The following is a 14,089-nucleotide window of genomic DNA, read 5'->3' on the forward strand; positions in this document are numbered from 1 at the left end:
TCTATCATTCGTACCCAGCATTGGCTACGAGTGAAACTGCTTTCTGATGCACTTGGCATAAGCGCATTAGAAAGGAGCCGAAATCGGCTCCAAGTGAACGTTAAAAGTAAAATGAGCTCGGCGAGTCACCTGGCAGAACCAAGATCTCTTGCTCAAGGCTGATTTTGATTGGTGTTTCAACGGGCTGCTCTGGCTTATTGGTGCTGATACGCAACCGCTCTTGTGGCGCTTTTCGGTAAGCAGCTAAAACCTGATCGTCCAGCTCGCCTAATTTATCGGTGGCCAATTGCTTATAGTCCACCGTACCCGCCATCATGTAGCGGCTGAGTTTGACCCCAGCATAATCGGCATGAGCGTAGTTACCCATCATAGCGACCAATTTCGACTGAGCGTCTCGCATTTCTTCTTTCAAAGATTTGATGTGCTTTTCCAGTCGGACCACTTCGTCATGTGCTGAGCAATACTGGCGAGACAACGATGTCCAGCGGTATTGAGCTTCACCCTTGGGAACAAAACAATCTTGCTCTGGGCATTTTGACGGTTCTTTTTTGGTCTGTACTAACTCCCAAAACTCAAGCGCTGTTTCTTGCAACTCAGTTAAGAACGCCGCGTCTCGTTGTATTTCAAACTCAATCAGTTGATCCTCAAAATAGAAAACCAACCAACCACACGTGCTATTGGCGACCAGTATTTGATGCTGTACCTGCACCCAATACAACTGGTACGCCTCGCTTTGTTCTCGTTGAGCTTGCACATCCTCAAAAACTGACTGGCAAGGACATTTCAGTTCAACGGGTTCGCCCGCATCGTTGATGCCATCAAAGCTGGCTCGAAAGATTGCGTTATGATCGGCTTCTGCACATAACGGCAGAAGAAAGTCATTATGCGCATTCTCAAATGCTCGCCTTGCTTGAGGCTCCAACCGTATACCGCGAAGTACATTAGGATTATTCGACAGGTCTTCCGGTAATACGAATCCGGTTTTTTCTGCCCATAATCGCCAAGGTGTTTTGTAGGGTGAACGCCCCATAATAATTGGGGCTTCAGATGCCGTAACCCCTGCAATGCGCCACTGGTGCCATGCAGGAGTACGTTGTGATAGGTCGATAACCTTCATATTGCCTCCTTTGAGGGGAGACTCCCCCTAAGGAGAGAACTCCCCTTCAGGGTTAAGTGGTTACTTTGCTGCTTGTGCTAACGCTGTTTGGTGCTGAACAACACTTGCTTGAACCGAATCAATTGCCGCTTTACCGGCTTGAATCGAACCTAAGACAAGGGCAACAACCAATACCAAGCGAAAAAGTGAGGCTGATTTAGTCATGGAAGATCTCCCAAAAAAAAGACGAGACCTTCCCCCTGACGGGAAAATAATCCCGCCAGGGTTAGTAAAATGAATGCGTGGCGCTAAGAAGCTAAAGGCTGTGTGAGCGCTTTGGCTGCTTGTTGCTGTGCATTAAAGATTTCTTGTTTCGCAAACGTCAGCTCAACACCTTGAAAATGTTCATTGGCATATTCCAATGCACTATTCCAAGCGTTTGAAGCTTCCGCCCGCTCGATAAGCTTGTAAACAAGCCCTCGGGTTCGATCATCAACTTGCTCGGGTGGAATCACCGATGGCTCAACAACGTGTGTTGCTTGGCCTTCGATAATTCGCTCCGCTTCGTCTTGATCGAAAATTCCCACAAAGCCAAACGCAATGCGGGAACACTGGATCATGGATTTATGTCTTAGCATTCGCTTAGTGTGCGTCTGCCATGGACCATCTACACGGTAAGGGCCATTTTTGCCGTTACCTTCAAAAGGCGGTCGATAGACTTCATCCAGATACTCAGTGATTTTGACTGGGTGCGAACGGTCGCGCCGATAGATGATGCATTCCATCCATTCAGGGCATTCTTTCGCGCCATCCAGTGAGACTTTGTTTTCTGAAGTCTTAAACTCCATGCCATCAAACTGGTCGTGTTGATTGATGATGCGAGACCATCCATCGACACCTACCACTGGAATAATTCCAGCTTGTTTATCAGGGAACGCAAAAATCTCTTTGGTGAAAGGGTTCAAGCCGTACTGATCTGCAACCACCAAGAGCGCCATCATCTGCTCATTGGTCGGTGCACTACCGTCACGTTGCTTGAATGCTGTTGCTTTAAGGGTATCGAACAACTTGTTTGGATCGACACTAAAGCGCTCAGCAAAGCGTTGGATTAGCTTTGGTTTTTCCATTGTGGACTCCGACAATCAAAGTGGGAGTCTGACCCTGACGGGAAAGTACTCCCGGCTGGGTTAAAGCGTTTTTGCTCGGTTAAAAATCTGGTTCAGGATAAGTTTGTGCCCAATTAGTTTGGGAGCCTGCATCATCCGCCGCTGATGGCTCAGATGCTTTGTTCACATTATCAAGAAGCAGAAACTCGTCCGCGTCCACTTCGGTCAATCGATGCTTAATGCCATCTTTCTCCCATGAGCGCGTGCGCTGAGGCCCTTGAACAAAAAGCTTCGCTCCTTTTTGGATCAAATCTTTTGCCCTTAGCCCTAACTTAAATCCACCACGATCTCGAAAAACGACCCGATGCCATTCCGTATGCTCTTTGAGCTCATTGGATTGACGGTCGCGCCATTTCTCAGAAGTGGCCAGTGAAATGCTGGTCACTAAATCACCTGATGGATAGGCTCGCGTCTCTGGCTCAGAGCCAACGTAGCCTATGAGTGTTACTTGGTTTTTCATGATGTTCTCCTCGTCTTAGTTGAACTCTGTGCACACAGTCGCTTCTACCCGGCTGGGCAAAGAAGACTGACGACGCAGATAGGTTGGTATTTCGAGTAAAGCCATGTCGTACTGATGTGGCTCTTTGTAAAACGCAGATGTCAAACGGGGCATACCAGGAGCTTTAGGCACTGCCATTGGACGACGTTTTGGTGTTGGTGTGAGCAATCGCTTGATTTGAGTAAGTACAAATCGAAACGGGCGCACGCTTTGACGAGCAAGCAATCGCAAAAGCGACCAGCTTAGTTTTGCAAGCAACATAATGCCTGCGATTTGGATGATAAATCCGAAGATATATTCCATGGGTGACTCCTTAATTTGGTTTTGAAGGAGTCAACCCCAACTGGGGAAAACTCCCCCAGTTGGGTGGTGAAAAGGCGAACCGTAAGGAACGCATGGTTGAGCATGTAAAAACATGCAGGCTATTTGTTTAAGGAGGCTAGCTACCTCTTAGTACCACTGAGAATACTCAGCGGCGGGCTTCCTTTGAGCTCATGCTCTTAGGCGCAGATATCACTGAAACAGATCAGCAATATTTGATAGTCAGTGTAACCGTCTTATCCAGACAGGATAGTTAGAAAGATGCTCAATTCTTCCACCTAGCTGAAAGGCCATTACCTCACAGAGGATTAGGCTAGGGACTGATTATTGTCATATCAGGAGCAAACTTATGGCCCAAGCAAAACCCAATTACTCAAAACCCATCTTTGAACAATCATTCACAATTAACAGCTTACAGGCACAACGTGTCGTTGACCGTGTTTTTAGACGGACGGTCAGTGCGCTCTACGGAATCGATGTCATCCTACGCATCATTGGCGATGAGAACGAAATTGATGAAGTGGAACAGATCATTAGCCATCTGATCGAGGATTGCGCTAAGGCGGTAGACAACGAACAAGCTCGTTTGGACAAACTGATGGAGTCCAACGGCATCGATGAAGTACCTGACTACACCGATCCGATAACCTTCAACGCAAAAATAAGCTCGCCCCAGGTTGGCCAGTTTGTTGGCTTAGTTCGCAAACTCGATGCGTTGATGATCTCAATGGACACACTCTGGCTATCCAGCGTGCTTAGCAACAAGCAACGTGTTGATGGCGACTACACATGACAACAGCGCATTATCAAACTGGCTCGACGCATTATTGATATCGAAATTCGAGCACGAAAATCAGCTCAAGTTAAGGGGAAAGGTCAGCCCGAGCCGATTAGAAGTGTAACTATAGATTTTAAAGACAAGTACTCTTGCTCACATGGGCTAGGATATTTTTTAGAGGATATGGTTAAAGGGAATCCAGCTAGTATTCACGTAGATAAGGTTCTACAGGAGATAGAAGATCAGGAATTACTTAATGCTATCTATTTCAATAGAAAGATTCCAAGCAACACATATGACCGCGCTATAAATGAAATAAAAGAAGCACTAAATTTTTAAGTACACTCTTCTTGCACTGTTTCTAGAAATGTAAGAAAACTCGGAATTTCTTACATTTCACACTAAGTCATTGAATCGCAAAAGGTCTGGCAAACTGCCTTTTCGGTTGCCCAAAACAAACCTCAGAAAATAAGCTATACACACGAAAAAGTTACATTTTTGGTGAAGAATATGGCACAAGCAAAAACACTTTCTAAGCCCGAACTAAAACAGGTTTTCGACGTTACACGAGCATGTAGTCGCTATCCCGAACGTGACATTACGATGCTAATGCTTACACATTATTGTGGCCTTAGAGTCGGCGAAGTTGCAGCTCTGCGTTTTGAGGACATCATCAGCAATGATGGCACCCTACTCTCTGAGTTAACACTCGACAAAGAACGTACTAAAAGTAAGCGCTCTAGAAAAATATTCCTACCGAAAAAGATGATGCGCCAGCTACGCGAATACCTTTCAGGACTTAAACGACGTCCAGCACACGGCTATCTATTTTCAACACAGAAGTCGTCACGCTTTAGCGCAAATACTGCCACACAGCACTTACAACGCTTGTACGAGCGAGCAGGAATGCACGGAGCTACAAGCCACTCGGGCCGAAGAACTTGGTTAACTCAATTGAGTCAAAAAGGAGTGAGTGTATTTGTGCTCGCTGAAATGGCTGGTCACCAGAGTATTCAGACAACACAGAGATATGTAACTGTGAATGATGAGCTAAAGCGCAATGCTGCTGAGCTCATATAATAGAGCAACTTAATTAGCTAAATACTATTTACTCTTCTCTAAGTTGATACGTGCCACTTCTGGAACCACCCACACGAGTAATTAGCTTCAAATCTTCCAACTTACTTATAGACTTAAAGAACTGAGATCTAGATACAACTATCTCCTGCTTTTCAGTCATTTCCGCAAAACGATCATATCCTAGATTTGATTGATACGTTTTTTTGTCAACCACATCCCATAACGCTATGAGCACGATACGATCAGAATCCGTAAGACTACCCAAACCAAGTTCTATAGACGCTGATTCTAACTGCCTTATCAATCCTAAAAAGAATCTTAATTTTGTCATTACCTAACTGTTCCTAGGTCTAAAGCAACTAGCTTATCGGCTGTGGTAAAAATTTCTACCCATTAGAGCTAAATTGGAATTTTTCGGATTGTAAGTGTAGGTTGCAACACAGTATTTGAAAAAAGTTATCACACACTATGTAGCACACCAATACATATAAAACATAAATTACTGAAATAAATGCAATTTATTAGACGCATCGCAATTCAAAATCCGTTGCCTATAAAGCGTGTCGGTTCGAGTCCGACCATCGGTACCATTTATTTGGTATAGATTACAGAGAGACACTTTAGAAACCTTGAGATCCCTTAAGGTATCCCATTGTTTTCCTTGCGAATCCTCATGATCCGCGTCCAAGGAGTAGACAATGGCGTATACACAAAAGCATCCTTCGTACACCTTCGTTAAAGACTCTATCTATTATTTTTCTAGAGCTGTTCCTAGCGATCTTAGACACCACTACAAGTCTTCAAGGATTGTTCAGAGCCTTAGCACCAAATCATCTACACGAGCAGCAACAGCATCTAAACTTCTTTCATCTCGCTTAGATGACTACTGGCTAGGTCTGCGTCTTAAGGAGATGAACGTGCCTGCAGCACACCTACTGACCTCTCAAGCAACAACCAACCTGGACTCCACTCTTCCTACAATTGATGAAGCTATGGAGACTTACCTTTCAGTTAAGGGGCGGAGTAAAGGAAAGTATTTCTTTAGCCATACCAAGAGAGCCATAGGATATCTGAAAGAATGCTTGGGTCTTCGCTGCTTAGACCAATACACAACAGCAGACGCATCCAAACTAAGAGACTGGCTGCTTGAACGTGGGCTTCAAATGAGTTCCATTCAGCGTAATTTCACGTGTATTAAAGCCGTTGTGTCTTTTGCAATTAATGAGCTTGGTCTTGAGTGTAATAACGCGTTCCAAGGTGTTTACCTTGCTAATGATAGTGATAAGCATAAGCGCCTGCCCATTCCATTAGATAGCATCAAAAAGATTCAACAGGAATGCATGGTTTTAGATGATGACCTAAGACATCTCATAGCTCTCATAAGCGACACAGGTATACGTTTAGGAGAGGCTGTAGGGCTTCTTAGAACAGATATTATCCTTGAAGCAGAAACACCGCATATCATAATCCAAAAGCACTCACACAGGCCCTTAAAGACCTCTGCAAGCGCTAGAGTTATTCCTCTCGTAAGGTCTTCATTGTGGGCTGCTAAACGACTCCTAGAGAGCCCCCTAAATGAGTTTTGCTTCCCAAGATATGCAAACCAAAATGAATGTAAAACAAACTCTGCAAGCGCCGCTTTGAACAAGTGGATAAAAATAATTGCAGGAAAGGACGCCGTTATTCACGGACTACGCCACAGTTTTAGAGATAGATTGAGAGCAGCAGATGCACCTTCAGAACTTATAGACCAGTTAGGTGGCTGGAGTGTTCAAAGTGTTGGGCAAGGCTATGGTAATGGCTACCCACTTAAAACCTTGCACAACTGGATGACCAGAGCTATGCGCGTTAATGATGACGACTAACGGCACAAAGTAGCCATATTATGAAGATCAATTTAATGTAACGAATTAACTAAAAAGTTTCTTTTGAAAAGATTAGAATCTTTAAAACTCCATAAGGCTCCTATTGTGATTCAGTCTGAGTTTGTTACAACTTTGGTCTCTACATTTTCTTTAGTTTCACTAGCAGAAATTGGCGATAAAAGTCTGTTGGTCTGTATGGCGCTTGCTACACGCTACCGTCATTGGCCAGTATTTTGGGGTGCAGCAATAGCATTTCTAGTCTTAAACTTGCTAGCTGTTATTTTTGGTTCAACCATAGCGGCGTTGGTACCTGAATCAATAATTTTAGCGACTGTAGCAGTGATGTTTATCGTTTTTGGTGTGTTGGCACTTAGAGCTACCGAAGATGAGGAAGATATTGAGCTAGAAGAGAAAGCGAGTCATGGTATCTTCATAACAACCTTTTTAATGATTTTAGTTTCAGAGTTTGGTGATAAAACCCAAATAGCTGTAGCGGCATTATCAACCACTATGGATGCTCTATCCGTTTGGATTGGCGGTAGCCTAGGTTTGATTGCGATATCCGTATTAGGAATTTGGGCGGGTAAAGCTCTTGTTAGAAAAATCCCGCTTCATTGGCTGCACAGAGCAGGTGGAGTTCTTTTTTTAATGTTTGGTGGCTTTGCAGGGTATAAGTTTATTAGCACTTTAGGCGCTAATTATTTCTGAGCCTAACTTCGTACTTTTCGACTGTGGCAAACCAATTAATTTGTAGTGACGTCTGAAGGTCATAAACAGTCGTCAGCTAAAGAATATTCAGTTGTGGCTCACAAAAAATAACCATGAGCCACGCCCAGACAATCTTTTTACATCTTATGTGGAACCGTTTTGATTCCATTTATCTCCTGCATTTCACGTATATATTGAATGATTGCAGGAACTTGCATGAATGTAATCTGTTCTTGTGCAGGCATATCACCAAATGGCCAGTGATGTTGCCGTGTACCGTTTTTAATAGCACTCACAATAGACTGATTTGAATGATGCCCTGGATTGTAAATTGAGTGAATTAAAGGAGGTCCCTTATCACTACCTGATCCATTTTCACCATGGCATTGCGCACAGTTATCCTTGAATACTTTGGCGCCAAACTTGGCTCTATCGCTCAGCGCACCAGTTTTAACATCGACGTGATTCTCTTTATGACCTGCGTGTACTGGAACACTTAACCCCAGAACAAACGAAGAACAAAGAAGCATTTTTAAACTTTTATTTATCACTGATTTACCACTTCAGATTCATAGCCTGCATCTTGGAGTAGACTTAGAACTTCATTTATGGGTTTTTCTGTCGCCAGTGAAACTGTTTTACTATCAAGATCTACACTGACCTCACTGATTGCAGTATCTGCAGCCAATGCTTCCTGAATTGATGATACGCACCCTCCGCAGTTCATCCCTTCAACATACAATTTAATGTTATTCATAGTAATTTCCTCTACGTTATTTATTGTTAACCATCTCTGTATGTCGTTGAGCCAAGTCCTTAGGCCACTCAGATTTAATATAAGCTAAAACATGCCAAATTTGCTCATCTGTTAGCTTTTTCTTGAACGCTGGCATATTTGATTTGTACTCTTTGCCTGCAATTGCCTGTACACCAAATTTAGTAAGCTTAAACAAAAGCTGATCATCGTGATGCCAAGTGTGTCCTGACTCATCATGCGGTGGAGCGGGTAAGTAGCCCTTTAAATCACGTTGTTTCCAATTAACTTGGCCCTCCAGACTGGAGCCGTGGCAGGAAGCACACTCAGCGAAGTAAATTGCTTTTCCCTTCGCTACAGCCTCTGCATCTTTGTAGGGGATACGCTCATCTGGTTGCTGGAAGCTGAAATATAGAAATAGTGACACTGCAAGTAAGGCACTGATAACGATGACTACAGTGTGATTCAAACTCTTAATTTGGAACATAGTTATTTAATCTTTGTACCTGTCATGACAAGCCTTACAGGACTTCGCTAATTCACCATATGCATCCCTAACAGCATCGAGATCTTGCAATGTGGCGGATTCTACTAGGGTAATTGAATTTAATAGGTAAGTTTGACGATGCGCATCAAATCTACTCCACTCTTGCCAAATTAATGGCATAGCTTCAGATGGCTTTTGGTTTGAACCCACTGGGAAATAGTTAAGCATTTCATTCCCCCACTTTACCAACTTCTCCGACTCTAAAGTGATTGTTTGAAAATCAGGAGCTTTAATCGCCTGCTTGATGGTTTTCATGGATTTCTTAGCCTGCTTAAAATTATCCATTCGCTCCTTAACAACTCCAGTTGCACCAGAGTGTGCATAAGCAGCAAATGCAGCAACAAATAAAACACTGGCCAAGGTAAGTCTAAGTGATTTTTTCCGCATTACTTTACCTTCAAGATAACTTCCATCAAATCATGCAACCTAAACCTGTCATTAGATTGAAAGGCGATATAAAAACATCAATAGTTACACTTGAAGAATAACTAGCTTCTCCTTTTGACTGAGCTGCAGAGTTTACGCGAAGTGTCTCTTATGGGTCGAATACAGACAACTGCTATGTTGAAGTAACTAAGTTAGGTTCAAACTATTATTCTGCAAGACTCCAAAAGTGATTAGTGGGGCCATGACCATTGCCTACGCAAAGCCTATCTGCTGCTTTAATAGCGTTGGTAATATAACCTTTAGACTCTAAAATGGCTTCTTGGATCGAGTAATTCTTACCAATAAGGGTGGCTAGTGCTGAACTAAGAGTGCATCCTGTTCCATGAGTGTTTTTCGTTTCAAAACGCTTTTCCTCAAACCATATCAGACTGCCGTCGGTTGCTAAAAGGTCTGGACTGTCTTTACCCTTTAGATGCCCTCCCTTAAGTAAAATGGATTCTACTCCTTGATTCAAAAGGTCTTTGGCTTGAGCTTCCATTTCAGCTCTACTAATAGCTTCTTTTTGACCCAGAAGCACAGCAGCCTCCGGAAGATTTGGCGTTATTAAAGTGGCTAGTGGTAGAAGAGAATTTTTTAGTGCATTTACGGCATTTGAATCCAACAAAGGATCACCACTTTTGGCGACCATCACAGGATCTAAAACGATAGGAACATTTTTGGTTTTCAAACATTCTGCGACAGTTGTAATTATTTCGGTTGATCCCAGCATTCCAATTTTTATGGCATCCACACGAATATCATCAAAAATAGCATCTAGCTGAGCTTTGATTAAACTAGCTTCTATCAACTTTACAGCCTTAACCCCAGAGGTGTTCTGTGCAGTCACTGCTGTGATAACCGACATTGCGTAACCACCTAATGCAGAGATAGTTTTAATATCTGCTTGAATGCCCGCCCCACCTGATGAGTCTGAGCCAGCAATAGTAAGAATGTTCTTGATCATGTTTTGCTCCATTCTTTTCTAAGGTTTTCTACCGATTGTTTTGGGTCATCCGAACGTGTAACTGTTGATACAACTGCTATACCTGAAACTCCAATAGATTTAAGAATAGGGATATCAGATGATGACATTCCTCCTATCGCATATGTTGGAATAGATGACTGCTTGACAGCATCTTTCAAACCATCAAACCCAATAGGTGGAGCATGATCTGACTTTGTTTGAGTTGCTCTGATAGGGCCTATACCGAAGTAATCAGCAATCTGCTGATTCGCTTCATTGATTTGAGAACTATGCTCAATGGACAGACCCAAAATTTGAGTTGGGGCAAGTGATGCTTTGATAGCAGCTAATTCACCATCACTCTGACCTACATGAAGTCCGCACTGAGGCAACTCTTTAGCCACGTTTACTCGGTCATTCAGAATTAGCTCACAATCATATCCCTTGAGGTCTTTCATAAGCAGAACTGCTTTACTGAAATAGCCAGCATCACTGATATGTTTGTCACGATACTGAATTAAATGCGCACCGCCTTCAGCCGCAAAGTTAACCTGATCTCTAATAGACCAGGGTGATTCAGTATCGGTGATGACATAAATAGGGCCAAGTCTGTTCACAATGTAACCTGTGAACGACTAGTCACTGCCTCCCCAGACAGAGATGCAAGTGTATCTATGAACTCTACCCAGAACGAACCAGGGCCTTTACATTTATTCTCTGCAATCTCACCCGCTATACCGAAGTACGTTAAAGCTGAAACAGTAGCTTCAAATGATGGTTGACCAATACAGAACGCAGCAATAACGCCATTCAAAGAGCAGCCCATAGTCGTTACTTTACTCATGTAATAGCTGCCATGAGGGATCTCTACAGTTCGCTCACCATCAGTGACGACATCAATCGCCCCCGTAACTGCGACAACAGATCCGAGCTGATTAGCTAGGGTGCATGCTGCATCAATAGCTGACTCTACTGAATCTCGCCCATCAACGCCTTGGCCCGAACTTTCAAGACCAGCGAGAGCCATGATTTCAGACGCATTACCACGTATTACGGTTGGTTTTAAAGCCAGTAATTGTTTAGAGGCTTGTTGTCTATACTTGGTTGCACCAACGCCTACAGGGTCAAATACCCAGGGCTTACTCTGAGAATTCATCTGCTTGGCTGCTTTACACATAGCTTCCAACCAAGCAGGCTCCAGGGTTCCAATATTCACAGTCAGTGCATTTGAAATTGCGGCAAAGTCTTCAACTTCTTCTAGGCTATGCACCATAGCTGGTGATGCACCAGCAGACAGCAAAACATTTGCCATACTGTTCATGGCTACAAAATTAGTGATGTTGTGAACTAGTGGTGATGCAGAACGCATCTGATCAAGGTAGTGTCCGATATTTTCCATGGTCTCTCCAAGGCCACAGAGAGACGGGGAATCCTAGCTTTATGACTAGTGGATTCTCGACTCCCTACGCCAGCATTATCTGGTTCAGGTACTAAGGGTGCTTCTCAGCCTTTTGGCGCCCCTGTCTTTTTTCAATGTATTTTTTACGCTCGCATTTGTAAATAGATCTCTGTTGATTTGTTTCATTTTTGTGTTTATTTTAAAAAAACTTGTCGGAGTGCCTTATTGGCTGAGATCGCACATTGTGCGGGATCCGCAGAACCTGAACGGGTTAGAACCCGCGTAGGGAACAAGATTTCTTGATTCTGCAGTCACCCTTATCTTGGGTCGCCACGTATCTATTCGATACCACTCGACAAGCAATCCAGTTAGTTCAGGAGTGCTTATGTCAGAAAATACAAAACCTACCAGCTCACAAACAGCTCAAGAGTCTGCGAGAGACTTTATCTACTCACTATCATCTAACCCTTTGCCGGGTTCGGAGAGAATCTATGTCCAAGGATCTCGAGCGGACATACAAGTTCCCATGCGAAAAATTAGTTGTAATCCAACACCGATAGCTGATGAGAAAGATGCCTCAAATTGGGAGCAGAACGAACCTATCTATGTTTACGAAACAGCGGGTGCATACTCGGACCCCAATAAGCACATAGACGTTACAGAAGGGCTTGAGCCTCTTCGTGAGGGATGGATCACTGAGCGTGGAGACACAGAGGTCTTAGATGTTTTAAGTTCTGAATATGCTCGCTTACAACAGATAGATATTCGAGGAGAAGCAAAGCGTTTTCAAAAACGAGTTCGTATTCGCAAAGCCTTGAAGAGCAAATGTGTTACTCAAATGCACTATGCGCGAAAAGGGATCATCACCCCAGAAATGGAGTTTATCGCTATCCGTGAAAATCAAAACCTGGAAGCGATAAAAAGCGAGCTGCTACGTAAACAACATCCAGGTGAGAGCTTCGGAGCCAATATTCCTGAAAAAATAACAGCAGAGTTTGTGCGTACAGAAGTTGCAGAAGGCAGGGCTATTATACCCTCTAACATCAACCATCCTGAGTCTGAACCTATGATTATTGGGCGCAACTTCCTAGTAAAAGTGAACTCTAACATTGGTAATTCAGCAGTTACTTCTTCAATAGAAGAGGAGGTAGAAAAGCTTGTATGGTCAACTCGATGGGGTGCGGATACATTGATGGATCTATCAACTGGCGATGACATCCATCAGACGCGTGAATGGATTATTCGTAATTCACCCATACCCATCGGAACAGTACCCATTTATCAGGCACTAGAAAAAGTTGACGGGATTACAGAGAACCTTAGTTGGGAAGTCATAAAAGATACGCTTATTGAACAAGCAGAACAGGGCGTAGATTACTTTACGGTCCACGCAGGGGTGCTTCTTGAATACGTACCTATGACTGCCAATCGTTTAACAGGGATTGTCTCTCGCGGTGGTTCCATTATGGCTAAATGGTGTCTCTTTCATCATCAAGAAAACTTCCTTTACACTCACTTTCGGGAGATATGTGAGATCTGTGCCGCCTACGACGTAGCATTATCTCTCGGTGACGGGCTGCGTCCAGGCTCAATCATGGACTCGAACGATGAGGCTCAATTTAGTGAGCTTCGAACACTCGGTGAGTTGACGAAAATTGCTTGGGAATATGATGTTCAGGTCATGATCGAAGGTCCTGGTCATGTTCCGATGCAGCGAATTCAGGAAAATATGACTGAAGAGTTAGAACATTGCCATGAAGCACCGTTTTATACTCTAGGACCTCTGACTCAGGATATAGCACCTGGTTACGACCACTTCACTTCAGGGATTGGTGCAGCTCAAATTGGTTGGTATGGATGCGCTATGCTCTGTTACGTGACCCCGAAAGAACACCTAGGTCTACCTAACAAGGAGGATGTGAAGGACGGGCTGATAACATATAAAATTGCAGCTCACGCCGCTGATCTCGCTAAAGGCTTCCCTGGCGCACAGGTTAGAGATAACGCCCTGTCAAAAGCTCGATTTGAGTTTTGCTGGGAAGATCAATTTAATCTCTCGCTTGATCCATACAGGGCTAGAGAGTTTCATGATGAAACGATGCCTGCACCCGCAGCAAAGGTAGCCCATTTTTGCTCAATGTGTGGTCCTAAATTCTGTTCAATGAAGATCAGCCAGGAAGTAAAAGAATATGCTGATATCAAAGCACATGGTATGAAAGAGATGTCAGGTAAATTTGAAGAGCTTGGTTCATCTTTATATCACGCTAGTAACTAGGAAAATATTGGGCAAGTAACACTAGCTACCTTTGGGGACCCATTGTCTACTCCTTGGACGCGGATCATGAGGATTCGCAAGGAAAACAATGGGATACCTTAAGGGATCTCAAGGTTTCTAAAGTGTCTCTCTGTAATCTATACCAAATAAATGGTACCGATGGTCGGACTTAGAGACTGCCCAAGTACACCACCTTTCCTTGCAAAACATA

At 43.6% G+C, this 14,089-nt stretch carries 17 protein-coding genes, 1 pseudogene and 2 riboswitches; of the genes and pseudogenes, 5 read left to right on the top strand and 13 right to left on the bottom strand.

The genetic code is table 11. From position 1 onward, the window contains the following. Positions 1-100: 100 nt before the first annotated feature. The 5 genes from XMA152_RS10875 to XMA152_RS10895 form a co-directional block, all read right to left on the bottom strand. A complete protein-coding gene (locus XMA152_RS10875) occupies positions 101-1,117 on the bottom strand; it encodes a YqaJ viral recombinase family protein (RefSeq protein ID WP_173483618.1) in 1,017 nt (338 codons plus the stop codon). Positions 1,118-1,177: 60 nt separating this feature from the next. Further along, positions 1,178-1,321, bottom strand: coding sequence for a hypothetical protein (locus tag XMA152_RS10880; RefSeq protein WP_015066581.1), 144 nt, complete (start codon positions 1,319-1,321; stop codon positions 1,178-1,180). Between the two features lie 83 nt (positions 1,322-1,404). After that, positions 1,405-2,223: a phage recombination protein Bet gene (gene bet / locus XMA152_RS10885; protein WP_000414662.1), complete on the bottom strand. Its 819-nt coding sequence runs from the start codon at positions 2,221-2,223 to the stop codon at positions 1,405-1,407. 79 nt (positions 2,224-2,302) lie between these two features. Further along, the gene (locus XMA152_RS10890; RefSeq protein ID WP_032469935.1) at positions 2,303-2,722 is read right to left on the bottom strand and encodes a single-stranded DNA-binding protein; all 420 of its coding nucleotides are present in this window, start codon (positions 2,720-2,722) and stop codon (positions 2,303-2,305) included. Between the two features lie 15 nt (positions 2,723-2,737). Further along, positions 2,738-3,064 (bottom strand): hypothetical protein, encoded by a 327-nt coding sequence (locus XMA152_RS10895; protein WP_000455722.1) that lies wholly within the window; start codon positions 3,062-3,064, stop codon positions 2,738-2,740. Between the two features lie 367 nt (positions 3,065-3,431). On the opposite strand from XMA152_RS10895, the pseudogene XMA152_RS10900 reads away from it, so the two are divergent. Then, positions 3,432-3,956: pseudogene (locus XMA152_RS10900) on the top strand (hypothetical protein); the annotation flags it as partial. Positions 3,957-4,370: 414 nt separating this feature from the next. Beyond that, a complete protein-coding gene (locus XMA152_RS10905; RefSeq protein ID WP_173483619.1) occupies positions 4,371-4,940 on the top strand; it encodes a site-specific integrase in 570 nt (189 codons plus the stop codon). 28 nt (positions 4,941-4,968) lie between these two features. Here the strand turns inward: XMA152_RS10905 and XMA152_RS10910 are convergent, their stop codons facing one another. After that, positions 4,969-5,271, bottom strand: a complete 303-nt coding sequence (locus tag XMA152_RS10910) for a hypothetical protein (protein WP_173483620.1) — start codon at positions 5,269-5,271, stop codon at positions 4,969-4,971. A gap of 367 nt (positions 5,272-5,638) precedes the next feature. On the opposite strand from XMA152_RS10910, the gene XMA152_RS10915 reads away from it, so the two are divergent. Both XMA152_RS10915 and XMA152_RS10920 read left to right on the top strand, forming a co-directional pair. Further along, the gene (locus tag XMA152_RS10915; RefSeq protein ID WP_173483621.1) at positions 5,639-6,805 is read left to right on the top strand and encodes a DUF6538 domain-containing protein; all 1,167 of its coding nucleotides are present in this window, start codon (positions 5,639-5,641) and stop codon (positions 6,803-6,805) included. A gap of 105 nt (positions 6,806-6,910) precedes the next feature. After that, positions 6,911-7,513 (top strand): TMEM165/GDT1 family protein, encoded by a 603-nt coding sequence (locus tag XMA152_RS10920; protein WP_173480630.1) that lies wholly within the window; start codon positions 6,911-6,913, stop codon positions 7,511-7,513. A 137-nt stretch (positions 7,514-7,650) separates the two neighbouring features. Here the strand turns inward: XMA152_RS10920 and XMA152_RS10925 are convergent, their stop codons facing one another. From XMA152_RS10925 to thiM, 7 genes are all read right to left on the bottom strand, one after another. After that, positions 7,651-8,064 (bottom strand): cytochrome c, encoded by a 414-nt coding sequence (locus tag XMA152_RS10925; RefSeq protein ID WP_173480629.1) that lies wholly within the window; start codon positions 8,062-8,064, stop codon positions 7,651-7,653. After that, the gene (locus tag XMA152_RS10930) at positions 8,061-8,270 is read right to left on the bottom strand and encodes a heavy-metal-associated domain-containing protein (protein WP_173480628.1); all 210 of its coding nucleotides are present in this window, start codon (positions 8,268-8,270) and stop codon (positions 8,061-8,063) included. Before XMA152_RS10930 ends, XMA152_RS10925 begins: the two co-directional genes overlap by 4 nt. Before the next feature lie 16 nt (positions 8,271-8,286). Further along, positions 8,287-8,754, bottom strand: a complete 468-nt coding sequence (locus tag XMA152_RS10935; protein WP_173480627.1) for a c-type cytochrome — start codon at positions 8,752-8,754, stop codon at positions 8,287-8,289. Between the two features lie 6 nt (positions 8,755-8,760). Continuing rightward, on the bottom strand, positions 8,761-9,201 hold the full coding sequence (locus XMA152_RS10940) for a cytochrome c (protein WP_173483622.1): 441 nt from the start codon (positions 9,199-9,201) through the stop codon (positions 8,761-8,763). A gap of 205 nt (positions 9,202-9,406) precedes the next feature. Beyond that, positions 9,407-10,204: a bifunctional hydroxymethylpyrimidine kinase/phosphomethylpyrimidine kinase gene (thiD, locus tag XMA152_RS10945; RefSeq protein ID WP_173480625.1), complete on the bottom strand. Its 798-nt coding sequence runs from the start codon at positions 10,202-10,204 to the stop codon at positions 9,407-9,409. Then, positions 10,201-10,821 (bottom strand): thiamine phosphate synthase, encoded by a 621-nt coding sequence (thiE, locus tag XMA152_RS10950; protein WP_173480624.1) that lies wholly within the window; start codon positions 10,819-10,821, stop codon positions 10,201-10,203. Before thiE ends, thiD begins: the two co-directional genes overlap by 4 nt. Next, the gene (gene thiM, locus XMA152_RS10955) at positions 10,818-11,603 is read right to left on the bottom strand and encodes a hydroxyethylthiazole kinase (protein WP_173480623.1); all 786 of its coding nucleotides are present in this window, start codon (positions 11,601-11,603) and stop codon (positions 10,818-10,820) included. The genes thiE and thiM overlap by 4 nt, the downstream gene beginning before the upstream one ends. A gap of 44 nt (positions 11,604-11,647) precedes the next feature. Beyond that, positions 11,648-11,736, bottom strand: a riboswitch (TPP riboswitch). Positions 11,737-11,806: 70 nt separating this feature from the next. Beyond that, positions 11,807-11,909: riboswitch (TPP riboswitch) on the top strand. A gap of 79 nt (positions 11,910-11,988) precedes the next feature. Here thiM and thiC point away from each other — a divergent pair. Further along, positions 11,989-13,878, top strand: coding sequence for a phosphomethylpyrimidine synthase ThiC (gene thiC, locus XMA152_RS10960; RefSeq protein ID WP_173483623.1), 1,890 nt, complete (start codon positions 11,989-11,991; stop codon positions 13,876-13,878). Positions 13,879-14,089 lie beyond the last annotated feature (211 nt).

The sequence above is a fragment of the Marinobacterium sp. xm-a-152 genome (assembly GCF_013282965.1).
Taxonomy (GTDB): domain Bacteria; phylum Pseudomonadota; class Gammaproteobacteria; order Pseudomonadales; family Balneatricaceae; genus Marinobacterium_E.

Excerpts from the sequence above, each read along its gene's own strand:
- XMA152_RS10875 (WP_173483618.1), bottom strand. The coding sequence starts at position 1,117 with ATGAAGGTTATCGACCTATCACAACGTACTCCTGCATGGCACCAGTGG.
- XMA152_RS10880 (WP_015066581.1), bottom strand. The coding sequence starts at position 1,321 with ATGACTAAATCAGCCTCACTTTTTCGCTTGGTATTGGTTGTTGCCCTT.
- bet (WP_000414662.1), bottom strand. The coding sequence starts at position 2,223 with ATGGAAAAACCAAAGCTAATCCAACGCTTTGCTGAGCGCTTTAGTGTC.
- XMA152_RS10890 (WP_032469935.1), bottom strand. The coding sequence starts at position 2,722 with ATGAAAAACCAAGTAACACTCATAGGCTACGTTGGCTCTGAGCCAGAG.
- XMA152_RS10895 (WP_000455722.1), bottom strand. The coding sequence starts at position 3,064 with ATGGAATATATCTTCGGATTTATCATCCAAATCGCAGGCATTATGTTG.
- XMA152_RS10905 (WP_173483619.1), top strand. The coding sequence starts at position 4,371 with ATGGCACAAGCAAAAACACTTTCTAAGCCCGAACTAAAACAGGTTTTC.
- XMA152_RS10910 (WP_173483620.1), bottom strand. The coding sequence starts at position 5,271 with ATGACAAAATTAAGATTCTTTTTAGGATTGATAAGGCAGTTAGAATCA.
- XMA152_RS10915 (WP_173483621.1), top strand. The coding sequence starts at position 5,639 with ATGGCGTATACACAAAAGCATCCTTCGTACACCTTCGTTAAAGACTCT.
- XMA152_RS10930 (WP_173480628.1), bottom strand. The coding sequence starts at position 8,270 with ATGAATAACATTAAATTGTATGTTGAAGGGATGAACTGCGGAGGGTGC.
- XMA152_RS10935 (WP_173480627.1), bottom strand. The coding sequence starts at position 8,754 with ATGTTCCAAATTAAGAGTTTGAATCACACTGTAGTCATCGTTATCAGT.
- XMA152_RS10940 (WP_173483622.1), bottom strand. The coding sequence starts at position 9,201 with ATGCGGAAAAAATCACTTAGACTTACCTTGGCCAGTGTTTTATTTGTT.
- thiD (WP_173480625.1), bottom strand. The coding sequence starts at position 10,204 with ATGATCAAGAACATTCTTACTATTGCTGGCTCAGACTCATCAGGTGGG.
- thiM (WP_173480623.1), bottom strand. The coding sequence starts at position 11,603 with ATGGAAAATATCGGACACTACCTTGATCAGATGCGTTCTGCATCACCA.
- thiC (WP_173483623.1), top strand. The coding sequence starts at position 11,989 with ATGTCAGAAAATACAAAACCTACCAGCTCACAAACAGCTCAAGAGTCT.